Below are 24294 nucleotides of genomic sequence, written 5' to 3'. Positions count from 1 at the left end.
ATCGCGTTCAGCTTGTCCGGCTATTCTGCCAGCGAAGTCGTGCGCATGCACGCACCGCTCAGCGTGTCAGGCGGTAGATCAGCAAGGCTGCGCGGATCGCGGAACTTTCCAGGGATTTGAGGTCAACGCGCTCGTCCGGACCGTGGGCGCCGCTGCCGCTCGCGCCCAGGCCGTCCAGGCTGTCAATGAGGGGGGCGACGAACTGGATGTCGCCGGCGCCGCGCGATTCCGGCGGCACCATGCCCACCGCACCGAGCCCGGCATCCTGGCTGGCCTGGGAATACCGGGCCAGCAGGTTCAGGTTGCCCGGCGTGACCGCCATCGGCGGATAGGAATCGCGGAAGGTGATCCTCGCCTCGGCACCCAGCAGGTGCTGCGCCACGATGGCGCGCATGCGGGCCTGGGCGCGGTCGCGCTGGGCGTAGTCGAGGTAGCGCAGGTCGGCGCGCACGGTGACGCGGTTGGCGATGACATTGGTCTTGCCGGCCACGGTGCCGGTGGCATTCGCTTCATCGAAGGCGACCTCGGTGCCGCCCAGGATCACGCCCGGGTTGAAGGTCAGGCCCGGCTCCACCACCTCGCGGCGGAAGCCGTCGAGGATGCGCGCGGCCTCGTACACGGCGCCGAAGCCGTTGGTGCCGAACACGCTCATCGAATGCCCCTGGCGGGCCGTCACGTCCAGGTCGAAGCTGGCGGTGGCGCGGCGGCCGACGGTGGCCATCGGCTGCCCGTCCTTGCCGATCGCGGCTTCGAAGCTGAGCGCGATGTCGCTGCGCCTGGCCAGTTCGACCATGTCGCGCCGCGAGAGGTCGCGCGGGTAGCCGGCTTCTTCCTCGTCGCCGGTGAACAGGACGGTGATCGTCGTGTCGTCGAGCGCTCCGGCCTGCTGGAGGGCGCGCAGGGCCGCGATCACGACCACATTGCCGCCCTTCATGTCGCTCACGCCCTGGCCGCGCGCGCTGTCGCCGTCGCGCTGCCACAGCGGACCGGGCGCGCTCTGCTCGAACACGGTGTCGAGGTGGCCGAGCAGCAGCAGGCGCTTGCCCTTCTTGCCCGTGCGGGTGGCGACCAGGTGGCCGGCGCGGCCCATCTCCTTCGGCATGTCGAGCCAGGCGGTCTTGAAGCCGAGCTTGTCGAGTTCCGCGCGGAACACGTCGCCGGTGGCGCGCACGCCGGCCAGGTTCAGGGTGCCGCTGTTGATGCGGGCGCTGCGCTCCAGCAGCTCGATCGCCTGCGGCTGCCAGGCGGCCACACCCGCCGCGATGCGCTGCTCGGTGGGCGAAAGATCCGCGGCCTGTGCACACAGGGCGGTACTCAGGAGCAGCGGGAGGGCAAGCTTGCGCAGCATGTCGGCATCCTTGGCAATGAAGAATGCACGACTCTACTACGGATGAGCTCAAGGCAGGGCGGGTAGGCGTGTCCGGGTCTTGGTGACGACACCGTCAGGATTGATGAGCACGACGAATTCGCTGAACCGGCCATTGCCGGCGGGCGACTGGTAGACCCAGCTCTCGAAGCCGCTGTCGAACACCACGCGCCTGGTCGGCCCGAAGGCGGCCAGCACTTGCGCCCTGGTGGTCGTGCCGGGCGCCACCGTCTGCTGCAGGCGCTCGAGCGCCACCTGCGTACCGGGCGGCGCGGGCGTGCCGGCGCAGCCCGCCAGCAGGCACAGGGAGACAATGAGCGCCAGCTGCTTCACGGCGCATCCTCCATGTATTCGAACTCCACCAGCGTGTCGTCCGGCCAGGATGCGTCCCAGATCGGGGCATAGAAGGTGCGGTCGAGCATGACCTGGCAATCGCAGTATTGCAGATCCGTCTTCGACTGCTCGCCGCCGGCGTAGAGCATGCGGAAGGGCAGGGTTTCGACCCGCTCGCCGGCGCGCAGGCGAACCGAGAAGAGGGGGCGCTCGGCAAAATAGAGATAGTTGCCGTTCGGGCTGCCGCAGACCTGTTCGGGCGAGGTCAGGGCTTCGTTGATCCAGCTGAACAGCGGCGAGCTGTTCGACACCAGGCCCGCCTCGACACCGACCCGGCACTCGAGGCGCATGTCGCCCAGGCGCCGGGTGCCGGGAGGCAGTCCCGGCGTAATGATCTGGGCGCGCCAGGTCATGCTGGTGGTCTTGCGGTTGGCAAGCACGGCGGCGTCCTCGCGCAGGGCGACGCTGTCCCGGGGCAGGACGAAGCTGTTGTCCTCGGCAACCGGGACCGGGATGCTGACGGTATTGCCGGCCACGCGCAGGGTGATGCCGCGCATGTCCACGGTGGGCGAGCGCGGCAGCAGCTGGAAACGCAGGGGCGCATGCGGGGCCATGGCACGCTCGCGCTCGAAGCGTTCCATGCCCCGGATCATTTTTCGATAAGATTTGTCGACCGGATCGCGGGTCGATTGCACCGTGACGGTGACGGGTTGGCCGGATTGCGCCAGCACGGAAGCAGGAGTAAAAGCAGGCAGGCCCGCGAGGCATGCCAGCAGGAGGATGACGCGGACGGGTTGCCGCGCCATGGTCTTACCAGTAACGGACGCGGCCGGTGTCCATGTGGACGAACTGCGAGTCGGCGTAGTAGCCGACGCCGCCGCCCTTGAGCGACATGGCCGCCTTGTGCAGCATGCGCAGGTCCTTGCCCGGCAGGCGGATGTCGATGGCCTTGGCATCCATGTGCAGGCTGCGCTTGGCCACGCCGCCGCTAGCCGCATGCAGCTTGGCGTTCGATTCCGGCGAGCGGTAGCCGGAGATGATGTGCAGCTCCTTGTTGTTGTCCAGCTTGCCGTTGAGCTGGGTGAGCAGGAGCAGGAGTTCAGGGTCCATCTCGGCGACCTTGTTGTTGCGGTGGTCGCGCAGCACCTTGTTGATGTCCTTCATGGCATCCGGAATGAATTCGCCTTCTGCCCAGAACGTCGTGCTCAGCTTTTCACCCGTGTGCGTGTTATACAGGCGCAGGGTCCGCTCGCCGGGAGCGGCTTGTGCTGTGTTGGCAAGGGCGGGGATGCTGAGGGTAGGTGCTGCGAGGAAGAGGGAGGACTTCAGGAATGCGCGTCGTTGCATCATCGGATGGAATCCTTATGAAGGTTCAACAGAAACGTCAATTCTACGCCTGTTCGGTTTAACGTGCAGAGAAAATGCAGGATTTTGCAGAAAATAAGCTATTTTATTGACAAATTAAACAATTTTAGGAGCAATTAGATGACGAGTTATCAATCATTTGCTGTGTCTGCTGTCGCCTTGTCTACTCTGCTTGCGGCAACTGTCCGGGCCCAGGCCATCGAGACCAGTGGCGAGCCGCCGAAAGCGAAGGGCTGGCGCGCCGAGACCGTGGTGTCCGGCCTGCCCCAGCCCTGGGGCATGGCCTGGCTGGCCGACGGCCGCATCCTCGTCACCGGCAAGGAAGGCACGCTGCACCTGGTGGACGGCAAGCGCATGGTGGCGGTGCCGGTCGAGGGCTTGCCCGAGCTGTTCGCGAGTGGCCAGGGCGGCCTGCTCGACATCGCCGTCCATCCCGCCGACAAGGGCGCCAATGCGCGCGTCTACATGACGATGTCCAGCGGCACCGCGAGCGCCAACCGTACCGTGCTGGTGCAGGGCGTCTTCGACGGCAAGCGCGTGCACGGCGTGAAGACCATCTTCACCGCCTCGCCGGCGAAGAGCGGCGGCCAGCACTTCGGTTCGCGCATCGTGTTCCTGAAGGACGGCACCCTGTTGATGAGCATCGGCGATGGCGGCAATCCGCCCCAGCGCGTCGGCAATATGCTGGCGCGCGACCAGGCCCAGAACCTGGGCAGCCACAACGGGTCCATCCTGCGCCTCACCGGCGAGGGCAAGCCGGCGCCCGGCAATCCGCTGGCGGGCAGGCAGGGCGCGCTGCCGGAACTGTGGAGCATCGGCCACCGCAACATCCAGGGCATCGCGGTCGACCCGCAAAGCGGCCGCGTCTGGGCCAGCGAGCATGGCCCGCGCGGCGGCGACGAGATCAACCTGATCGAGGGCGGCAAGAACTACGGCTGGCCGCTGCAGAGCTATGGCGCCGACTACAGCAGCCGCGAGCCGGTCGGCACCAGGAACGTGCCGGGCATGGAGCAGCCGCTGGTGGCCTGGGTGCCGTCGCCGGCGCCCTCGGGCCTGGTGTACTACACCGGCAAGGCCTTCCCGCAATGGCAGGGCAGCCTGCTGTCCGGCGGACTGGCCTCGAAGGACATCCGCCGCATCGCCTTCGACGCCCAGGGCAAGGTGATCAAGCAGGAACAGCTCGACATCGGCAAGCGCGTGCGCGACGTGCGCCAGGGACCGGACGGGCAGTTGTATGCATTGACCGACGAGGACAAGGGCAGTTTGCTCAGGATCGTACCGCAATGATTTCCGTAGGGTGGTCGGGTCCCCCGACCGCGCGTTCAGCCAGACCATGCGTTGCCACGGTGCGACCGGGAGTTGGACGCGCGGTCGGCAGAGCGTGATCGGGTCCACCGGACCAGATCACGCCTACGAAATGCGCTGTGCATGGATTCTTCGTCATTCGTCGCATTGCCATTGTTGCCACAAGAAAAGCTGCCTAGAATGCTCCATCGCATCCATTCCGGATGGTCCTTTGGAGGAGCAGCATGGCAGTTTCCCTTCGTCGCAGTACCCAGCTGGCCGCAGCGCTCGCGCTGGCCTTCGGCATGTCCGCCGTCCAGGCGGCGCCGGCCAGGCAATCCAGCACGCCCGATATTCCGATCCCGGATGTCCCCTACACCAAGTTCACCCTGAAGAACGGGCTGACCGTGCTGGTGCACGAAGACCACAAGACGCCGGTGGTGGCGATCAACACCTGGTACCACGTGGGATCGAAGAATGAAAAGCCGGGCAAGACCGGCTTCGCCCACCTGTTCGAACACCTGATGTTCAGCGGCAGCGACAACTTCAAGAAGACCTACCTGAACGCCATGGAAGGCATCGGCGCGACCGACCTGAACGGCACCACGAATACCGATCGCACCAACTACTTCCAGAACGTGCCGACCTCGATGCTGGACTATGCGCTGTTCGCCGAGAGCGACCGCATGGGCCACCTGCTCGGCACCGTCGACCAGAAGAAGCTCGACCTGCAGCGCGGCGTCGTGCAGAACGAGAAACGCCAGGGCGAGAACCAGCCCTACGGCGTCGCCTACGAGCTGCTGGTGACCAACACCTATCCGGTCGGCCACCCTTATTCCTGGACCGTGATCGGCAAGATGGAAGACCTGGATGCGGCCTCCATGACCGACGTGCAGGAGTGGTTCAAGAAGAACTACGGCCCGAACAACACCGTGCTGGTGCTGTCAGGCGACATCACCCCGGAAGTGGCGCGCCAGAAGGTCGAGCAGTACTACGGCCACATTCCTCCGGGCCCGCCGCTGGCCAAGCATGAAGCCTGGATCGCCAAGCGCACCGGCACCCACCGCACCACCGTGCAGGACCGCGTGCCGCAGTCGCGCATCTACCGCACCTGGAACGTGCCGGGCGCGAACACGCCGGAAGAAGCGCAGCTCGACCTGGCCGCGATGGTGCTGGGCGGCGGCAAGACCTCGCGCCTGTACAAGCGCCTGGTCTACAAGGACCAGATCGCGACCAGCGCCGTCGCCAGCGACGACGCATCGGAAATCGGCGGCCAGTTCGACATGACCCTGACCGCGCGTCCGGGCGCCGACGTGGCGAAGATGGAACGCAGCGCCGACGAAGAACTGAAGGCGCTGATGAAGAACGGCCCGACGGAGGCCGAACTGCGCCTGGCCAAGACCGCCATCCTGGCGCGCTACACCCGCATGATCGAGCGCGTCGGCGGCTTCGGCGGCAAGAGCGACCTGCTGGCGTCCTGCCAGACCTTCACCGGCAATCCGGACTGCTACAAGGTCTATCTGCAGCGCATCAAGGACGCCACCCCGGCAAGCGTGAAGAAGGCCATGAACGACTGGCTGAGCGACGGCGACTTCATCCTGCAGGTCGATCCTTACCCGACCGGCCTGGCGGCTTCCAAGCCCGGCGTGGACCGCAGCAAGGAACCGGCGCTCGGCAAACCGATGGCGCTCAAGCTCCCGGAAATGCAGAAGACGACCCTGTCGAACGGCCTGAAGGTCGTGCTGGCCGAGCGCCATGAGGCGCCGGTGGTCAACTTCCAGCTGCTGGTCGACAGCGGCTACGCCTCGGACGCGGCGGACAAGCCGGGCGTCGCCAGCCTGGCCATGCGCATGCTGGAAGAAGGCACCAAGACCCGCAAGTCGCTGGAAATCGGCGAAGCCTTCGAAAGCCTGGGCGCCCAGTTCGGCGCCGGCGCCAGCCTTGACAGTGGCACCGTGTACATGAACACGCTCAAGGCCACCATGCCGCAGGCGCTGACCCTGTATTCGGACCTGATCCTGAACCCGTCCTTCCCGCAGAACGAGTTCGAGCGCCTGCAGAAGGACCGCCTGGCCGCGATCGCGCGTGAAAAAACCGTGCCGCAGTTGATGGCCCTGCGCGTGCTGCCGGAAATCCTGTACGGCAAGGACCATCCGTATGCCAAGCCTTTCACCGGCACCGGCACCGAGGATGCCGTCAAGCGCATGCGCCGCGACGACCTGGTGAAGTACCACGCCACCTGGTTCAAGCCGAACAACGCGACCCTGCTGGTGGTGGGCGACACCACCCTGGCCGAGATCAAGCCGCAGCTCGAGAAAGCTTTCGCGGGCTGGAAGGCCGGCGAGGTGCCGAAGAAGGTGCTGGCGGACGTGCCGGCGCCAGCCAAGGGCGTGGTCTACCTGGTCGACCGTCCGGGCGCGCTGCAGAGCGTGATCGTCGGCGCCCAGCTGGCCGTCCCGCGCAACAATCCGGACTCGCTGCCGCTGGAGATCGTCAACGACCTGTTCGGCGGCACCTTCAGCTCGCGCATCAACATGAACCTGCGCGAAGACAAGCACTGGTCCTATGGCGTGCGCAGCCTGCTGCAGCCGGCCCTGGGCCAGCGTCCTTTCATGAGCGTCTCGCCGGTGCAGACCGACAAGACCCGTGAAGCGATGCAGGAACTGGTGCGCGAGTACCGCGACATCGCGGGCGGCAAGCCGATCACGGCGGAAGAGTTGAAGGCCGCGGTCGACAACAACACCCTGGGCCTGCCGGGCGGCTTCGAAACCGCCGGCCAGCTGGCCGGCGCCTACACCAATATCGTGCAGTACGGCCTGCCGGACGACTACTACAACACGTACACCCAGAAGGCCCTGTCGCTCACCCCGGCACAGGCCAATGCCCTGGCGGCGCGCAGCTTCACGCCGGACCGCCTGGTGTGGATCGTGGTCGGCGACATGAGCAAGGTCGAATCCGGCATCCGCGCGCTGAACATCGGCGAAGTCCGCAAGATCGACGCGGACGGCAAACCTGCGCAGTAAAGCCGGGCGCGACCGCCCTTATTCGTCGAACGACGAGAACAGGGCGGTCGCGATCCTGGCCTGCTCCGACTGCTGCATGTCGGTGTTGTTCAGCAGAACCACGGCCCGGCCTTCCAGCGGGTCGTAGACGAGGAGGCTCTTGTAGCCACCGATGGCGCCCGCTTCCCAAGCCAGGGAGCGGGCGCCTTTTTTCGTGGTGACCGTCTTCACCTTGCCGCCCAGCGCATAGTCTTCGGAAGCCACCACCACGGTCGATAGTTCCTTGCGCGCCTTATCCGACAACAGCTTGGTGAAATACACGCTGTCCGCGATCGCCACCAGATCGCGCGCCGTGCTGTACAGCGTGCCGCTGGCCGCCACCATCGGCGGGACGGCCGGGGACTTGCGTTCGCCGGTGGCGCCGTAGGCCACCGCCATCCCGACTTCGTCCTCGTAGCCCGTCGCGGCGAAACTGGTGTCGCGCACGCCAGCGGGGGCCAGCACCAGCTCTTCCACGACTTCCGTGAACGTTTTCTTCGTGGCGCGTTCGACCACGGCCGCGACCAGGACCCAGTTCGTGAACGAGTAATCCCAGCGCTCGCCGGGGGCCGCGCCCGGCGCGCCGGCGCCGAAGCGCAGGGCCGCCTCGACCGGGCCGATCTCGAGCTTCTCGACCGCGCGGTCCTTGCGCAGGGCCTCCGCCAGGCCGTTCGGGATGCCGCTGCGGTTCGACATCAGGTGGCGCAGGGTCACCGCGCCGTTCGCCGCCGGCAGTTCCGGCAGGTGCCGTCCGATCGGCGCGTCGAGGTCGAGCTTGCCCATGTCCACCAGGCGCAGCACGGTGACGGCGCTGATCCACTTGGTGATCGAGCCGATCAGGAAGCGGGTGTCCTTGGTGACCAGCTGCTTCTCCTCGCGCAACGCGAGGCCGCTGGCGTGGGTGACCAGGGTCGAGCGTGCATCCTTGCGCACGGCGACCACGCCGCTGTAGTCCTTGGGTACGTGGCGGTCGATCAGGGGACCGGTCGTCAGGCTGGAAATCGCCGCGCAGCCAGGCAGGAGGGCGGCGCCGGCGGCGAGCGAGGAAAGGTGGATGAACTGGCGACGTTGCATGCTTCCTCCGGAAAGAATAGTCGAGGCATTGTAGCCGTGTGCGCCGCGCCCGGCCCGATTCATGAATACTGCGCGCGAGGAGGTAGCGAGCAATGACCGAACAAACCCTGAATCTTGCGCGCACGGCGCTCGTCCTGATCGACCTGCAGAACAGCAACGTCAAGCGCGAGCTGGCGCCCTATACGGCCGAGCAAACGGTCGGCAACTGCGTGCTGCTGGCGCAGGAGATGCGCAGCCGCGGCGCGATGGTCGTCTACGTGCGCGTGTTACTCAATGAACTGCCGGTGCCGCTGGCCGACGCGCCCATGCGCCCGCCCGGCGCGCCACCCTACGATGCTTCGGAGCTGGCCGAGATGGCCGGCGTGGAAGCCACGGACATCGTCGTCACCAAGCGCCAGTGGGGCGCCTTCTACGGCACGGAGCTGGATCAGCTGTTGCGCCGGCGCGGCATCGATACCCTGCTGCTGGGCGGGATAGCGACCAATTTCGGTGTGGAATCAACGGCGCGCGCGGCGTTTGACCGCAGCTACAGGCTGGTGTTCGTGGAAGATGCGATGTCGAGCATGGACGGCGAGGCCCACCACTTCGCCTGCAGGCACATCTTCCCGAAGATGGGCAGGGTGCGTTCGACGCGGGCGCTGATCGACATGCTGCAGGCGGGGACTGGCGATGCCTAGCCCTTGCGGTTGATCTCGGCCGTGATCTCGTAGGCGCGCAGGCGCGCCGCGTGGTCGAAGATCTGCGAGGTGATCATCAGCTCGTCCGGCCTGGTGTGGGCGATGAAGCTGCGCAGCTGGCTCTCCACCGTGGCCGGGGAACCGATCGCGGTGCAGGACAGCACGGAATCGAGCATCATGCGCTCGGCCGTGCCCAGGCTTTCCAGGTAGCCCGGAACCGGCGGTTGCAGCTTGGTCGGGCGGCCGGTGCGCAGGTTCACGAAGGCCTGCTGCATCGAGGTCGCCAGCAACTGGGCTTCCTCGTCGGTGTCGGCGGCGAACACGTTAAAGCCCAGCATCACATGGGGCTTGTCGAGCTGTTTTGAGGGGCGGAAGGTCGAGCGGTAGAGTTCGATCGCCTGCATCATCATCTGCGGCGCGAAGTGCGAGGCGAAGGCGTAGGGCAGGCCGAGGGCCGCGGCCAGCTGGGCGCCGAACAGGCTGGAGCCGAGGATCCAGACCGGCACGTCCAGGCCCGCGCCCGGCACCGCCCTGACCGTGCGGCGCGGCGAATCGGCGAAATAATCCATCAGCTCCACCACGTCCTGCGGGAACTCGTCGGCATCCGAGGCGAGGTTGCGGCGCAGGGCGCGCGCGGTGGTGTGGTCCGAGCCCGGCGCACGGCCCAGGCCCAGGTCGATCCGGCCCGGGTAGAGCGAGGCGAGGGTGCCGAACTGTTCGGCGATGACGAGCGGGGAGTGGTTCGGCAGCATGATGCCGCCGGCGCCGACCCGGATGGTGCTGGTGCCGGCCGCCACGTGGCCGATCAGGACGGCGGTCGCCGCGCTGGCAATGCCCGGCATGCCATGGTGTTCGGCCAGCCAGAAGCGCTGGTAGCCCCAGCGTTCGCCATGCTGGGCGAGGTCGAGTGAACGTTGGAAGGAAGTGGCCGCATCGCTGCCTTCAGTGATGGGCGCGAGGTCGAGTATCGAGAAGGGGATCATCCGTTCATCATACGCCGATGCGGATTTTCGCGTGCGAAGGCCCCATTTTTCACGATGTTGCTTGCCGTACTGTAAATATTGACCCGTGGCGGACCCGTCTTTATGATCGATCGGACCTTTTATCGCCCGATATCCCATGCCCAGCCATTCGCCATGCCGCCGCACCGCCATCCTCGCCGCCGCCCTGCTCCTCGCCGGCTGCGCCCAATTGCCGGGAAAGACCGGGATGCGGCTTGACGGGGCCCGGCTGGCCGAGCTGGACCGCGCCATCGAGGACAATATCGCCGCCCGCAAGCTGCCCGGCGCCGTCTTCCACCTGGAGCGCGATGGCGCCGTTTACGAACGGGCTTTCGGCGCCCATACCTACGAGGCCGGCGCAGCAAAGGTGACGCCGGATACGGTGTTCGATGCCGCCTCGCTCAGCAAGGTGCTGGCGACGGCGCCCGCGGTGCTGCTGCTGGCGGAAGAGGGCCGGATCGACCTGGAAGCGCCCCTGGTGCGCTACTTCCCGGAATGCGCGGGCGGCGGCAGGGACGCCATCACGGTGCGCCAGCTGCTGACCCATTCCTCCGGACTGCCGGCGGGCCTGCCGGCCAGGCCCGCGTGGCAAGGCAGGGAAGCGGCCTACCGGCTGGCCTGCGCGCAAGACGTGACGCACGCGCCCGGCACCTTCTTCCGCTATTCCGACATCAATTACATCCTGCTGGGCCGGCTGGTCGAGCAGACGGCCGGCATGGGCATCGACCGCTTCGTGCAACAGCGTTTCTACGGGCCGCTGGGCATGCGCGACACCGGCTACCTGCCGCTCGCCCGCATGCCGGCCGGCGCCATCGCGCCCACCCAGCGCGGCCCTGACAGCCTGGACGTCGCCCTGCATGGCGACCTGGCGCCGGGCGCGCTGCTGCAGGGCGAGGTGCATGACCCGACCGTGCGCCGCATGGGCAATGTGGGCGGATCGGCCGGCGTGTTCACCACGGCGCGCGACGTGGCGCGCTTCGCCCGCATGCTCCTCAATGGCGGCGAACTCGATGGCGTGCGCGTGCTGTCCGTGCAATCGGTGCGCCTGCTGACGACCGCCCAGTCGCAGTCCGGCCTGGCCCTGCGCGGGATGGGCATGGACATCGATTCCCCCTTTGCCCAGCGGCCACGCGGCGCCGTGTTCCCGCTGGGCTCCTATGGCCATACGGGTTTCACGGGCTGCGTCCTGTGGGTCGATCCGGGCTCGCGCACCTTCTACGTCTTCCTGTCGAACCGGGTTTATCCCGACGACAAGAGCAACATCCTGGCCCTGTACACCCAGCTCGGGACCCTGTCGGCGCAGGCAGCGCAGGCAGCGCAGGCAGCTCAACCATAAGCCTGTTCGGAATTTTTCCGGGAGGCTACCGTGCGCCTCCCTCATTCGTGCATCTCTACACTCGGACCCCTAAACAATATCTTTTTGATATTGCTGAGCAGTTTGCCCCGAAGACAAATTTAGGAGATTGACATGAAAATGAACAAGCTACTGAAAGGCCTGCTGGGTGCTTCCGTTGCCGCCGCCATGTTCGGCGCCACCACCGTCCACGCACAATCGAGCGATGGTACCCAGAACACCCGCGGCGCCGGCACCAGCGCCAGTTCCAGCATGAACGACCAGAGCAGCGGCAGCTCGTCGGCCAGCGCGACCGGCAGCTCGCAGCAGCAGAAGGGCGCGGACCACAGCAAGACCGGCACCAGCAGCGCCGCCGACACCGGCAGCCCGATGGGCGGCCAGGACCGCAAGAGCGGCTCGAGCAGCACCAGCGGCATGACCGGTTCCAGCACCAGCGGCTCGATGGACGCGACCGGCACCGGCACCACCGGTACCACCGGATCCATGGGCGCCACCGGCACCAGCAGCAGCGGCTCGACCGGCGCGATGGGCGCGACCGGCGCCAGCGGCACCCAGGGCTGGAGCGGCTACGACAGCCAGGGCGTGGAAGCAGGCCGCACCAGCACCGGCGCATCGAGCGAACCGCCGACCCGTTCGAGCAGCGGTTCCTCGGGCTTCTCGGGCACCACCGGTTCCTCGGGCTCTAGCGGTTCGATGGGCACCTCCAGCACGACCGGCACCATGGACGCCACCGGCCGCGCCGGCACCACCGGTTCGACCAGCACCACCGGCGGCACCTCCAGCAGCACCAGCAGCACCGGCCGCGGCTACTGATCCGCAGCGCACACACCCGATGCGGCCCGCGTGGCCGCATGCGACACCAGCCCCCGGGCTGGTGTCGTCGTTTACGGCCGGGGCGCGTGGCCGTTCAGCGCACGTTCCGGCCGCGCATCCCGGCGCGCGGCGAACGCGGCGGCGGCGCGCCGCCTTCCTGCAGTTCGACCTTTTCCAGCGGTTCGGGCGCCGGGCCATGCAGCACATTGCCTTCGATGTCGAAGCGCGAGGCGTGGCAGGGGCAGTCCCAGGAACGTTCGGCCGAATTCCAGTGCACGGCGCAGCCCAGGTGGGTGCACTTGGCCGACACCGCGTGCAGGCCGCCCTGGGCATCGCGGTAGACGGCGATCTTGCGCAGGCCGTCGCGCACCACCGCGCCTTCGCCGGCCGCGATTTCCTGGACCGAATCGACGTCGCCGCCGGTCAGCCATTCGCCGTAGCGCGCCATGGTCCTGGCCTGCTCGGAGGCGAAATCGGCAAGGCCATGCAGCGGCTTGCGGGAGGGATCGTAGAGTGCGTAGCAGGGATGGTCGCGGCCCGCGATCAGCTCGTTCACCAGCATGGCGCCGACGGTCGCATAGGTCATGCCGTTGCCCGAGTCGCCCGTGATCAGGTAGACGTTCTCGTCGTCCATCGGGTTGCGGCCCAGGTAGGGCAGGCCGTCGGAGGGTTCCATCACTTCGCCCGACCAGCGGTAGGCGACCCTTCCCGCCTGCGGGAAGTGTTCGCGGGTCCAGCGCTCGATCTCGTCGTAGCGGTGTTCGGGGTGGTCGTCGTGGCCGGTCTTGTGGTCTGCGCCGCCCACCACCAGGATGTCGTGCGCAAGCCCCTCCGGGCTTTCCAGGCGCACGTAGTAATACGGGTCGCCCGTGTCCCACAGCAGGATGCGCGGCAACGATCCGCGCGGGACCTCCATGCCCACCACGTAGGTGCGGTAGCCGGCCTGCTTGGTGTGCATCACCACGCGATCGTTGAAGGGCGTGTGGGTGGCCAGCACCACGGCGCCGGCGCGGACCTCGCCATGGCCGGTGGACACGGTCTGCTGCCGCGCATCGCCGCGCACCCTGTGGGCGTGGGTGCCGCCGAAGATCCTGCCGCCATGGCGTTCGATGGCGGCGGCGAGACCCGCCAGGTATTTCAGCGGATGGAACTGGGCCTGGCCCGCGAAGCGTAGCGCCGGACCGGTGTCGAAAGGCAGGCCCGGTACGCGGGGCAGCAGTTCGACCGGCACGCCGGCGCGCGCGGCGCAGGCATATTCCTTCTCCAGGTCGTGCAAGCCGTTGCCGGGCAGGGCATGGAGGTAGCCGTCGAGGCGTTCGAATTCGCAGGCGATGTGCTCCTGCGCGGCGATCGATTCGACCAGGTCGATGGCGCGCGCATGGCTCTCGGCCACCAGGCGCGCATTGGCCTGCCCAAACTTGTCTTCGATGGAGGCATACCACTCGTCGGGCGGGAACAGGTGGGCGGTGGTGCGTCCGGTCTCGCCGGCGCCGATGCCCAGGGCGTCGATCACGGCCACGCTGCGGCCCGCGCGCGCCGCGAGGTAGGCGGTGGTGAGGCCGGCGATGCCGGCGCCGATCACGCAGACGTCGACGTCGAGGTCGCCGGGCAGGGGAGGGCGGGCAGGCACCTGCGCGGTGTCCATCCAGACCGAAACGGAAGCGCCATTCGTGGTGGCAGGCATGTCGTGATCCTTTCAGTACGGCGGCGCCCCGGGGCGCGGTGTCGAAGCGTCTGCACAGTCTACTTGGGCGGCCGAAAGGCCGGAGCACGATGGGACTGTGGTGCGCACGCCGCACTATCGTCAAAACCGATAAATTTTCCGTCGGATAAGAATTCTCTGGCGTATTATCAATATTAATTTCCACAAGGAACCACCCCATGAGACCCGACCTGCCTGCGACGCTCGCACCGACTGCCATGAAGCTGTCGGAACTCATCGGCGCACTCAGCTATGCGCTCGACATCACCGAGGGCCAGCCCGCCGGCCACTGCGTGCGCAGCTGCTGGATCGGCATGCACATCGGGCGCGCCGCCGGGCTGCGGGAAGAGCAGCTCTGGGAGCTGTATTACACCCTGCTGTTGAAGGACCTCGGCTGCAGCAGCAATGCGGCCCGCATCTGCGAGCTGTACCTGACCGACGACCTCGAATTCAAGCGCGACTTCAAGACCGTGGGGGACAGCCTGCCCCAGGTGCTGTCCTTCGTGCTGCGCCACACCGGCCTCAAGGCCGGCCTTGCCGAGCGCTTCCGCAGCGTGATGACGATCCTGCGCGATGGCCCGGCAATCGCCCAGGACCTCATCGCCACGCGCTGCCAGCGCGGCGCCGAGATCGCACGCCTGCTGCGTTTTTCCGAAGGCGTGGCCGCCGGGATCTACTCGCTGGACGAACACTACAATGGCCAGGGGAAACCGGAACGCCTGGCCGGCGCCGCCATTCCCGTCTACGCGCGCATCGCGCTGCTGGCGCAGGTGATCGATGTGTTCCACACCGCGTCGGGCCGCGACAGCGCCCTGCGCGAGGCGCATGCGCGCGCGGGCAGCTGGTTCGACCCGGAGCTGGTGGGCGCTTTCGACAGCGTGGCGCACAGCCCCGGCTTCTGGACGATGCTGGCTTCCCCGGACCTCGACCGGGCCGTGTTCGCGCTGGAACCGGCCGGACGCGAAGTGGCGCTCGACGACGACTACCTGGACGACATCGCGGCAGCCTTCGGCCAGGTGGTGGACGCGAAGAGCCCCTATACCAGCGGCCATAGCGGCCGGGTGGCGCTGTACACGGACATGATCGCGGAGGCGCTGGGACTGCCGGAGGGGCGGCGGCGCTGGCTGCGCCGCGCCGCACTGCTGCACGACGTCGGCAAGCTGGGTGTCAGCAACAGCGTACTGGACAAGGCGGGAGCGCTCGACCGCGACGAATGGGCCGCGGTGCGCGAACATGCCGCCTACACCGAGACCATCCTGGGCCGTATCGCCGCCTTCGGCGAACTGGCGGCGATCGCCGGCGCCCACCACGAGCGCCTGGACGGCACCGGCTATCCACGCGGCCTGGCTGGCGAGGCGATCGGCCTGGAAACCCGCATCATCACCACCGCCGACATCTTCGATGCGATCACCGCCGAGCGGCCCTACCGCGGCGCGATTCCCGTGCCGCAGGCGCTGGAGATGATGGAAAAGACGGTCGGCAGCGCGCTCGACCCGGCCTGCTTCGCCGCCCTGAAGGACGCGCTGGCGCGGGTGCCGCTGCCGGAAAACGCCTGAATCAGGCGCGCCGGCGGCTGGCGGCCAGGCCCGCCAGGCCGAGGCCCATGATCAAGAGAGTGGCCGGTTCCGGCACGTCGCCCTGGCGCTGGTCGACGATGCGCAGCGTGTCGAGGCCGACATAGTTCGAGGTGGCTTCGGGACCGGTGTGCACGAAGCCCAGGCGTCCGTCGCCGGCGCGCGCATCGATCGTGATGGAGTACTGCGTCCACCCATCCGGGGCGATGGTGACTTCCTGGAGGATGAAATCCAGCGGATCGGCGCCGCCATCGGTGTAGCCGTAGACCACCATGTCGAAGAAGCCGGGGTCGTTGGCGCCCCGTAGCCAGAACGTGGCGACCGCCCCGTTCTCGAGCGAAAACAGCGGCGTAAACAGGCGGTCGTCCACCTGCCCGTTCGGTGCGGCGCTCTGGAAGCTGGAAGCGATGTAGGCGTTCGGTTCACCCATGTGCGCTTCGAACACGTCTGGATTGCCCTGCACCCAGCCCGGCGCGATGCCTGGTGGCACGCTTGCGTTCTCGAAGATCCATTGGTCCCCAGCACGCAAGGCATTCACGTTATCGAAATTCTCCACCAGCAGGACCTCGGCCTGCGCCGTGCCCATGGCGACGGCACAAGCCAGGGGCAGCATCACCTTCTTCATCATCTTGCCTCCGTGTGATTAGTCATGGGTTTTCTTTATCCCATTGAACTAGCACATAACATGCCACTTAGCCAAGCCATTGATTTTACTAATAAATTATATATTTCCAATTAATTAATCTTGCTGTTCTGTAAAACTTTCCGACACTGTCGGACCCGTCCGGCCCGGATAGCACGGCGATGTGTCATGGCGATGAAATCGCATCTTCTTAGCAAGATTTGACAAACATGGCCGAAAAGATCACTCCACAATGCCTCCCACACGAGAGACGCACAAACGTCCACACGCGGTCGAGACGACGGCTGAAGTGAAAGAAGCGGTTCCGGCCCTTCGCGGAATCACCATAATGTTTTGGAGAGAACATGAACGAGTTGATGGCAAGGCAGCAGTACAAGCGCACCGCGATCGCGGTCGGCGTGGCGGTATTCCTCATTGGCCTCGGCAGCCCGGTAATGGCTCAGGAGCAGGTCGAGCCCCAGACCGTGGTGGTGACCGGCGTGCGCGCCGCCCTGGAGCAGTCGCTGCGCCAGAAGCGCAACGCCGACTCGGTGGTCGAGGTGGTGACCGCCGAGGACATCGGCAAGATGCCCGACAAGAACGTCGCCGACGCGATCCAGCGGCTGCCGGGCGTGAACACCCAGTCCTCGGCCGGCGGCGAAGGCGGCTTCGGCGAGAACGACCGCGTCAGCCTGCGCGGCACCAGCCCCAGCCTGCAGCAGACCCTGTTCAACGGCCACGCCATCAGCACCGGCGACTGGTTCGTGCTGAACCAGATCGGCGGCAACGTCGGCCGCTCCAGCAGCTTCTCGCTGCTGCCGTCCGAACTGGTCGGCTCGATCGTCGTGCAAAAGAGCCCGACGGCCGACCTGGTCGAAGGCGGCGTTTCCGGCGCCATCAACGTCATCACCCGCCGTCCCCTCGACTTCCGCAAGCCGCTGACGGTGGAAGGTTCCATTCAAGCCAACTACAACGACCTGTCCGACAAGGCCGAGCCGCACGTCTCGGGCCTGGTCAGCTGGAAGAACGAAGCCAGCACCTTCGGCGTGCTGCTGCAGGGCTTCTCGGAAAAGGCCAGCGTGCGCCGCGACGGCCAGGAGATCCTCGGCTACACCCCGATCAGCCCGACCAGCGCCGCCGTCGCCGCCAATCCGGCCCTGCGCGGCGTGGTGGTCCCGACCTTCATCGGCGCGGCCCTCTTCGAGCAGACCAAGAAGCGCCAGGGCGGCGCCTTCGACATCGAGCTGCGTCCGCAGCGCGGCACCAGCATCGACCTGAACGGCTTCTATTCCAAGCTCGATGCCCCGCACCAGAACACCAACTGGCTGGCCGCCCCGGCCAACTCGATCAACAGCATGAACCTGGTGCCGCAGAACCCGGTCATCAAGAACGGCACCCTGGTGGGCGCCGCCTTCACCCGCAATGCGGGCGAGGTCGACAACATCTACCGTCCGGACGCCGGCGGCGAATCCTGGTACCTCGACCTGAACGGCAAGCACAAGGTCAACGACCAGCTAACCCTGTCCGGCAAGATCGGCAAGACCCATGGCGTGGGCTGGGACCGCGACGACGTCTACTACCAGAACAACGTCGACGGCGGCATGGTCTACGCCCTGAACGGACTGTCGCCGGCCAGCGTCAGCTACCCGGGCGGGAACACCGCGGCGCCGGGCAGCACCGCCTGGGCCGGCGGCGGCGAATCGCAGTCGGTCGACCGGGAAAAGTACGCCCAGCTCGACGGCGAATGGCGGGTGCAGGATTCGATGGTCTCGGCGATCCGCTTCGGCGCGCGCTGGACCGACCACACCCGCACCGCCGAGCATCCGCTCGAGACCCGTCCGGGCGCGACCGGCTTCACGGCCCCCGGCCCGGCCTGGAACGGCCAGATGTACCCGGGCGACTTCGGCAAGGACCTGGGCGGCAGCATCCTCAATAACTACTTCAAGTACGATGGCGCGGCCCTGGGCGCCTGGGGTGCGGTCCCGGGCAACCGCCTGCTCGACTACACCCTGCGCCATAACTGGACCAACGAGTTCCAGGTCGGCGAGAAGACCGCGGCCCTGTACGCAATGGCGGACTTCGGCGCCGACAACTGGAGCGGCAACATCGGCCTGCGCGCCATCAAGACGCGCCAGAACACGATCGTCAACCTGCCGGGCGGCCCCAACCCGATCACCGGCTCGGCCTTCGGCGCTTACACCCCGACCACCTTCAAGCGTACCTATACCGACTACCTGCCGAGCGCCAACCTGAAGTACGAGGTCTCGCCGGCCCTGGTGCTGCGCACCGCGCTGGCCAAGACCATCGCCCGTCCGGACTATTCGGCGCTGGGCGGCTCGGTCTCGCTCAACGACGACGCCCTGAGCGGCAGCGGCGGCAACGTCAACCTGGATCCGGTGCGTTCGGTGAACTTCGACGTGGGCGCCGAGTGGTACTACGCGCCGAAGGCGCTGCTGTCGGCGGGCTTCTTCTACATGGACTTCCGCTCCATCGTTGCGCAGGGCACCTCGACCGGGACCTACTTCAACAACAAGCGCAACACCCAGACCCAGTATCAGATCACCTCGCCGTACAACACCACCGGCAGCAACAAGGGGATCGAGCTGAGCTGGCAGCAGCCGCTGTGGGAGAACTTCGGCACCCTGATGAACTACACCCATGCCGACGGCAAGCTCGATGACGGCGGCGAGCTGCTGAACTCCTCGCGCAACACCTGGAACCTCACCGGCTACTTCGAGAACGAGCGCTTCTCCGCGCGCCTGGCCTACAACTACCGCTCGAAGTACAAGGCCGGCGTGGACCGCGGCGCCAGCCAGCACGTGGACAGCATGCCCTCGCTGGCGGCCTCGGTGAACGTGAAACTGAACGAGCGCTTCACCCTGACCTTCGACGCACTCAACCTGACCAACGAGACGATCAAGATGTACGCCGAGAACGAAGACCGCCCGCGCGCCTTCTACTCGAACGGCCGTACCTTCTACGTCGGCATCCGCGGCAAGCTGTAAGACCTGCAGGACGGCGGGCGCCGGCAATGGCGCCCGCCGGCAGCGCAAAGCACAACATGATCCCCATGACCGAACCATCCGTCGACGGCCCCGCGATCGCGATCGCCTGGGAATGCCTGAGCAACTACACACGCGACGATGCGTTCACGGCGCGGCTCGTGCTGCGCAACGTATCAAGCCGGGCCATCGCGCCCGGCTGGGCGCTGTACTTCAACACCTGCCGCAAGGTGCTGCGCGACAGCGTCAGCACCGGCTTCGCCGTCGAACACCTGAACGGCGACCTGTTCCGCCTCACCATGCCCGGGGGAGGGGCATGGCTGCCTGAACAAACCCTTACCGTGGAATACGAAGCCCTGCACTGGGCGATCAGCATCACCGATGCGCCGCTCGGCTTCTACCTGCAGCCCGGCGACGGAAGTGCGCCCATCGACCTGGGCGACCCCGCGATCGCCCCGTTCGCCCGCCCCGAGCAGCGCCATCGCATGCGCGGCGACCTGCTGCCGACGGCCGATGCGGCCTGGCGCTTCGAGCAGAACGCGGCCCTGCGGCTGCTGCCCGAGAGCGCGGTCGGCCGCATCACCCCGAAGCCGGTGTCGGCGCACTTCGACGGCCGCCGCTGCCTGCTCTCGCGCCACGCACCGATGGGTTACGAGCGCACGCTGTGGAACGAGGCCTCGCTGCTGGCCGCGATGCTGGGCGCCCTGCCGGGTCTCGTGCCCGGCGGCTCGAGCGACATCCTGCTGGAGATCGGCGCGGTAGAGGGATTGTCCGGGGACGAGGCCTACCTGCTCGACATCGAGCCGGGCCGCGTGCGCATCACCGGCGCCAGCGCCCACGGCGTCTTCAACGGCATCCAGACCCTGGCCCAGCTGCTGTCTCCAACCGGCGAACTGCCCACGGGACGGGTGCTGGACGCGCCGCGCTTCGGCTACCGCGGCATGATGCTCGACGTGGCGCGCCACTTCGCCGGCGTCACCACGGTGCTGCGCCTGCTCGACTGCATGGCCGGCTACAAGCTCAATCGCTTCCACTTCCACCTGACCGACGACGAGGGCTGGCGCCTGGCGATCGGCGCGCTGCCGGAGCTGACCGCGGTCGGTTCCCGGCGCGGCGTCGCGCAGGATGGAATTCCCTGCCTGCCGCCTTCCTTCGGCTCGGGCGCCGACGTCGAGGCTTCGAGCGGCAGCGGCTTTTATACCGCCTCGGAATTCGTCACCATCCTGCGCCACGCGCACGCCCGCCACATCGAGGTCATCCCCGAATTCAATATGCCCGGCCATGCGCGCGCCGCCGTGGTGGCGATGCGCGAACGCCACCGCCGCCTGCTGGCGGCCGGCGACGTGGCAGGCGCCGGGGAATACCTGCTGAGCGATCCTGAAGACAGCTCCACCTATGAATCGGTGCAGCTCTGGCACGACAACGTGATCTGCATCGCGCTGCCCTCGGTGGACCGCTTCATCGACACCGTGGTGGGCGAGGTCTGCGTGCTGTACCGCGAGGCCGGCGTGCCGCTGCGCGTGATCCACACCGGCGGCGACGAAGTGCCGGTCGGCGCCTGGCTCGGTTCCCCGCGCTGCCGCGCGCTGATGGAAGAGAAGGGCTGGGACGTCCAGGCCCTGCACGACGACTTCATCGAGCGCTGCCGCGCGATCCTGGCGCGCCATGGCGTGGAGTATGCCGGCTGGGACGAGACGGCCTTGATGCGCGAGGGCGAGCGGATGCTGCCGAACCCGCGCTTCGCCGGCCCGGATTTCCACGTCTACGTCTGGAACAACCGCTGGGGTTCGGGCCAGGAAGACTGCGCCTACCGGCTGGCGAATGCCGGCTACGACGTGGTGTTGTCGAATGCGGCCAATCTCTACTTCGACCTGGCCTACGCCAAGCACCCGCAGGAGCCGGGATACTACTGGGCCGGCTTCGTCGGCACCCGCAACGCCTTCGGTTTCTGCCCGCTGGATGCGCGCGCCATGCCCGACCTCGATCCGATGGGCCATGCGCTCGACCGCAGCGTGCTGGATGCCCTGCAGCCCCTCGACGCCAAGGGAAGCGCCCGCATCAGGGGCATCCAGGGCCAGTTGTGGGGAGAGAACGCCCGCTCGCGCGCCCGCCTCGAATACCTGGCGCTGCCGCGCCTGATCGGGCTGGCCGAGCGGGCCTGGGCGGCGGACCCGGGCTGGCAGGACATCGCGGCGCAGGAAGAGCGCGCCGCGCGGGCCCAGCGCGACTGGAACGAATTCGCCAACCGCCTCGGCCAGCGCGAGCTGCCGCGCCTGGACCGTGCGCGCCGCCCCTGGGACTACCGCCTCCCGCCTCCGGGCGCGGTGGTGAAGGACGGCCTGCTGCATGCGAATGTCGCCCTGCCGGGACTGGCCGTCCATTACACTGTGGATGGCCTCGATCCTTCGGTGCGCAGCCCGCGCTACGCGGCGCCGGTCGCGCTGGGTGGCGCGCGCGTGCTGAAGCTGGCCACCTTCGACACCCGCGGCCGCGGCAGCCGCATCGTCACCCTCAACCTGGAACAGCCATGAGCTTCCTGAAAGACTTCCCCGGCGCCGTGATGGCCGAAGGCGCATCGAAACCTTCCCGCCATCCGCTGGCCTGGGTCCCGACCCTGTACCTCGCGCAGGGCCTGCCTTTCTATGCGGTGGCGCTGGTCGCGGGCCTGATGTACAAGTCGATGGGCGTGCCCAACGAGCAGATCGCGCGCTGGACGGGCCTGCTGGGCATGGCCTGGGTGTTCAAGGCCCTGTGGAGTCCTTTCCTGGAGCTGGCGCGCAGCAAGCGCGGGGTGGTCGTGTGCTTCCAGCTGGCCGGCGGCTGCGCCCTGGGCGCGATGGCGCTGGCGCTGCAGCTGCCCGCCTGGTTCGGTCTCTCGATCGCCCTGTTCGCCATCGTGGCGCTGGCCTCGAGCAGCCACGACATCTGCGCCGACGGCATCTACATCGCCAGCCTCAGCGAACGCCAGCAGGCCGCCTACGCCGGCTGGCAGGGCGCCTTCTTCAACGCCGCCAAATTCCTCTCGATGGGCGGCCTGGTGATGCTGGCCGGTTACCTCGAAGACCGCATGGGGCCGGGGCCGGCCTGGGCCACGGTATTCGGCCTGCTCGGCGCGATCATGGCGGGCCTGGGCCTCTACCACCTGTGGGCGCTGCCGGACACGCCGGGCAATGCGCCGACCGGCAGCGGCGCGCGCGGCGTGGCCGGCACCTTGTACGACGTGATCCGCGACTTCTTCGCCAAACCGGGCATCTGGATGGCGATCCTCTTCATCATCCTGTTCCGCGCCGGGGAGGGGCAGATCCAGACCATCGGCCCGCTGTTCCTGCGCGACGCGCGCGAGGTCGGCGGCCTGGGACTGAGCACCGCCCAGGTGGGCGCCGTCTACGGCACCGCCGGCACCATCGCCTTCCTGGCCGGCAGCATCGCGGGCGGCTACTTCACCGCGGCGCTGAGCCTGAAGCGCGCCATGCCCTACCTGATCATCGCGATGAACCTGCCGAACGCCGTGTTCTGGTACCTGAGCGTGGCCCAGCCGGAATCGCTCGGCATCATCGCCGTGGGCCTGGGCATCGAGATGTTCGGCTACGGCTTCGGTTTCGTGGGCGTGATCCTCTTCATCATGCAGGTGGTCGCGAGCGGCCGCTACCAGACCGCGCACTATGCGCTCGGCACCGGCTTCATGCAGCTCGGCTTCGTGCTGTTCAAGATGGTCAGCGGCGACATCCAGGGATGGCTGGGCTACCAGACCTTCTTCCTGTGGGTGCTGGTGGCCGCGCTGCCGGTGCTGGTGCTGAGCCGCGTGGTGCGGCTGGAGGCGCTGCGGAAGCCTGCGGCCGCAGCGGACTGAATACGATCCTGTAGGGTGAGCCTGGGCGGCCCCGCGAGTCCTCCGCCCACGCGTTCAACTCACGCATGCAACAAGGCGATGCCTCTGCGAGTTGAACGCGTGGGCAAAGGATTGCCCACCCTACGATTGCGCAAACCCGGCCACGCATATGACCGGAAAGCCGTCTAGCGTTTCTTGATCGGCAGCGCCAGGTGACCGCGCCACTGCCCGTCGGGCCCGCGCTCGACGCGCTGGATGTGCGGGCGCGCGCTGTCGAAGCGCCAAACGGCCTGGGCCTGGCGTTCGAGCCAGTCCTCGTACATGGAGCGGAAGCGCGGCCACTCGTGGCAGAAGTCGAGGCAGGCGTAGGTGCCGGCGGGCAGCACGCGCAGGCCCAGGCTGGCGTCGCCCGCTTCCTCGCCGCCGTGCGCGGCGTCGAAGCCGAAGTCGTAGCAGTATTCGCGCTCGCCCGTGAAGCCCGGGTCTTCGTCGAACACGCCGTACCAGGGCGCGCCCGGCAGCACCTCGCCGCTCTTTTCGCGCTCGCAGATGAAGCTGTTGCAGGCGATCGAGAGCGCGGCGCCGGACTGACCGAAGAAGCGCTGGTAGCGCAGGGTGACGGCCGGCAGCTGGCGCACTTCGATGCGGGCGGCGATGCTGCCCGGTACCGGCGCGCAGTAGGGCGCCAGGATCGCCTCGACGTTGCCCGGTTCGGCGACGAAGAAGCTGACGTCGCTCTCGCGCCCGACCTGCTGGTCCATATAGTCGCGCCAGCCGCCTTCGCGCCAGGTCTTGGCCGACATCGCGAACTGCTGCTTGAAGGCCTTGGCGAAGGCCGCGTTGCTGGGGAAACCGCAATCCTGGGCGATGCGTCCGATCGGTACGTCGGGCTCGTGGCGCAGCTGGTGGGCGGCGCGGCGCAGGCGGCGCTTGCGCTGGTATTCGACGGCCGAGAAGCCGGTCAGCTCGCGGAAGATACGGTCGAAGTGGTAGCTCGAATAGCTGGCCGACGCGGCCAGCCCGCTCAGGGCCAGCGGGTCGCCGACCGAGTCCAGCATCAGGTCCATGACCTCGTACAGGCGCGAGACGCGCGTCGGGGCCTTGGTATTCATGGGCAGGCAGCAGGCAAGGGTGGAACGATACGACAATACATCGCGTCACGAGGTTGCTGTTATTGCAGCAATTATGGGGCCAAAGCCGTGGCGGAACGTGATGTCGTGGCGAAAGATGTGCTGCTTGCGCAACACATGCATGGCG

General features: G+C 67.3%; 18 protein-coding genes. 9 read left to right on the top strand and 9 right to left on the bottom strand.

The window, feature by feature from the left end; genetic code table 11:
- Window positions 1-58 precede the first annotated feature (58 nt).
- The 4 genes from ACQ7JA_RS22650 to ACQ7JA_RS22635 are packed head-to-tail and all read right to left on the bottom strand — an operon-like array spanning window position 59 to window position 3049.
- Window positions 59-1348, bottom strand: a complete 1290-nt coding sequence (locus ACQ7JA_RS22650) for a M20/M25/M40 family metallo-hydrolase (RefSeq protein WP_430901966.1) — start codon at window positions 1346-1348, stop codon at window positions 59-61.
- Between the two features lie 48 nt (window positions 1349-1396).
- Window positions 1397-1699, bottom strand: coding sequence for a hypothetical protein (locus tag ACQ7JA_RS22645; RefSeq protein ID WP_430901965.1), 303 nt, complete (start codon window positions 1697-1699; stop codon window positions 1397-1399).
- Window positions 1696-2505: a hypothetical protein gene (locus tag ACQ7JA_RS22640; RefSeq protein WP_430901964.1), complete on the bottom strand. Its 810-nt coding sequence runs from the start codon at window positions 2503-2505 to the stop codon at window positions 1696-1698. The genes ACQ7JA_RS22645 and ACQ7JA_RS22640 overlap by 4 nt, the downstream gene beginning before the upstream one ends.
- A gap of 4 nt (window positions 2506-2509) precedes the next feature.
- Window positions 2510-3049 (bottom strand): DUF882 domain-containing protein, encoded by a 540-nt coding sequence (locus ACQ7JA_RS22635; protein ID WP_430901963.1) that lies wholly within the window; start codon window positions 3047-3049, stop codon window positions 2510-2512.
- Window positions 3050-3223: 174 nt separating this feature from the next.
- Between ACQ7JA_RS22635 and ACQ7JA_RS22630 the strand changes: the two genes are divergently transcribed.
- Complete coding sequence (locus tag ACQ7JA_RS22630) at window positions 3224-4351, top strand: PQQ-dependent sugar dehydrogenase (RefSeq protein ID WP_430901962.1); 1128 nt, start codon at window positions 3224-3226, stop codon at window positions 4349-4351.
- A gap of 242 nt (window positions 4352-4593) precedes the next feature.
- The gene (locus ACQ7JA_RS22625) at window positions 4594-7371 is read left to right on the top strand and encodes a M16 family metallopeptidase (RefSeq protein ID WP_430901960.1); all 2778 of its coding nucleotides are present in this window, start codon (window positions 4594-4596) and stop codon (window positions 7369-7371) included.
- 18 nt (window positions 7372-7389) lie between these two features.
- Here ACQ7JA_RS22625 and ACQ7JA_RS22620 read toward each other — a convergent pair whose 3' ends face one another.
- Entirely contained in the window at window positions 7390-8463 is a 1074-nt protein-coding gene (locus ACQ7JA_RS22620) for a serine hydrolase domain-containing protein (RefSeq protein WP_430901958.1), read from the bottom strand.
- 92 nt (window positions 8464-8555) lie between these two features.
- Between ACQ7JA_RS22620 and ACQ7JA_RS22615 the strand changes: the two genes are divergently transcribed.
- The gene (locus tag ACQ7JA_RS22615) at window positions 8556-9140 is read left to right on the top strand and encodes an isochorismatase family protein (RefSeq protein ID WP_430901956.1); all 585 of its coding nucleotides are present in this window, start codon (window positions 8556-8558) and stop codon (window positions 9138-9140) included.
- On the opposite strand, the gene ACQ7JA_RS22610 is transcribed toward ACQ7JA_RS22615, so the two are convergent.
- On the bottom strand, window positions 9137-10123 hold the full coding sequence (locus tag ACQ7JA_RS22610; protein WP_430901954.1) for an LLM class flavin-dependent oxidoreductase: 987 nt from the start codon (window positions 10121-10123) through the stop codon (window positions 9137-9139). The two genes, ACQ7JA_RS22615 and ACQ7JA_RS22610, sit on opposite strands and share 4 nt — an antisense overlap.
- 136 nt (window positions 10124-10259) lie before the next feature.
- Between ACQ7JA_RS22610 and ACQ7JA_RS22605 the strand changes: the two genes are divergently transcribed.
- Window positions 10260-11477: a serine hydrolase domain-containing protein gene (locus ACQ7JA_RS22605; protein ID WP_430901952.1), complete on the top strand. Its 1218-nt coding sequence runs from the start codon at window positions 10260-10262 to the stop codon at window positions 11475-11477.
- Between the two features lie 132 nt (window positions 11478-11609).
- Window positions 11610-12308, top strand: a complete 699-nt coding sequence (locus ACQ7JA_RS22600) for a hypothetical protein (RefSeq protein WP_430901950.1) — start codon at window positions 11610-11612, stop codon at window positions 12306-12308.
- A 94-nt stretch (window positions 12309-12402) separates the two neighbouring features.
- Here the strand turns inward: ACQ7JA_RS22600 and ACQ7JA_RS22595 are convergent, their stop codons facing one another.
- Window positions 12403-13992, bottom strand: coding sequence for an FAD-dependent oxidoreductase (locus ACQ7JA_RS22595; protein ID WP_430901948.1), 1590 nt, complete (start codon window positions 13990-13992; stop codon window positions 12403-12405).
- Between the two features lie 197 nt (window positions 13993-14189).
- Between ACQ7JA_RS22595 and ACQ7JA_RS22590 the strand changes: the two genes are divergently transcribed.
- Window positions 14190-15566, top strand: coding sequence for an HD-GYP domain-containing protein (locus ACQ7JA_RS22590; protein ID WP_430901946.1), 1377 nt, complete (start codon window positions 14190-14192; stop codon window positions 15564-15566).
- A gap of 1 nt (window position 15567) precedes the next feature.
- On the opposite strand, the gene ACQ7JA_RS22585 is transcribed toward ACQ7JA_RS22590, so the two are convergent.
- Window positions 15568-16212, bottom strand: coding sequence for a choice-of-anchor J domain-containing protein (locus tag ACQ7JA_RS22585; protein WP_430901944.1), 645 nt, complete (start codon window positions 16210-16212; stop codon window positions 15568-15570).
- Between the two features lie 359 nt (window positions 16213-16571).
- On the opposite strand from ACQ7JA_RS22585, the gene ACQ7JA_RS22580 reads away from it, so the two are divergent.
- The 3 genes from ACQ7JA_RS22580 (at window position 16572) to ACQ7JA_RS22570 (ending at window position 23058) form a co-directional block, all read left to right on the top strand.
- A complete protein-coding gene (locus ACQ7JA_RS22580; protein WP_430901942.1) occupies window positions 16572-19211 on the top strand; it encodes a TonB-dependent receptor in 2640 nt (879 codons plus the stop codon).
- Window positions 19212-19276: 65 nt separating this feature from the next.
- A complete protein-coding gene (locus ACQ7JA_RS22575) occupies window positions 19277-21739 on the top strand; it encodes a family 20 glycosylhydrolase (RefSeq protein WP_430901940.1) in 2463 nt (820 codons plus the stop codon).
- Window positions 21736-23058, top strand: a complete 1323-nt coding sequence (locus ACQ7JA_RS22570) for an MFS transporter (RefSeq protein ID WP_430901938.1) — start codon at window positions 21736-21738, stop codon at window positions 23056-23058. Before ACQ7JA_RS22575 ends, ACQ7JA_RS22570 begins: the two co-directional genes overlap by 4 nt.
- Window positions 23059-23222: 164 nt before the next feature.
- On the opposite strand, the gene ACQ7JA_RS22565 is transcribed toward ACQ7JA_RS22570, so the two are convergent.
- The gene (locus ACQ7JA_RS22565) at window positions 23223-24149 is read right to left on the bottom strand and encodes an AraC family transcriptional regulator (protein ID WP_430901936.1); all 927 of its coding nucleotides are present in this window, start codon (window positions 24147-24149) and stop codon (window positions 23223-23225) included.
- Window positions 24150-24294 lie beyond the last annotated feature (145 nt).

Origin of the sequence: Massilia sp. BKSP1R2A-1 (assembly GCF_050586525.1) — a bacterium.
Classification (GTDB): Bacteria; Pseudomonadota; Gammaproteobacteria; order Burkholderiales; family Burkholderiaceae_D; genus Telluria.
Note: the sequence above shows the minus strand (reverse complement) of the source record. Positions and strands in the feature narration are given on the sequence as shown.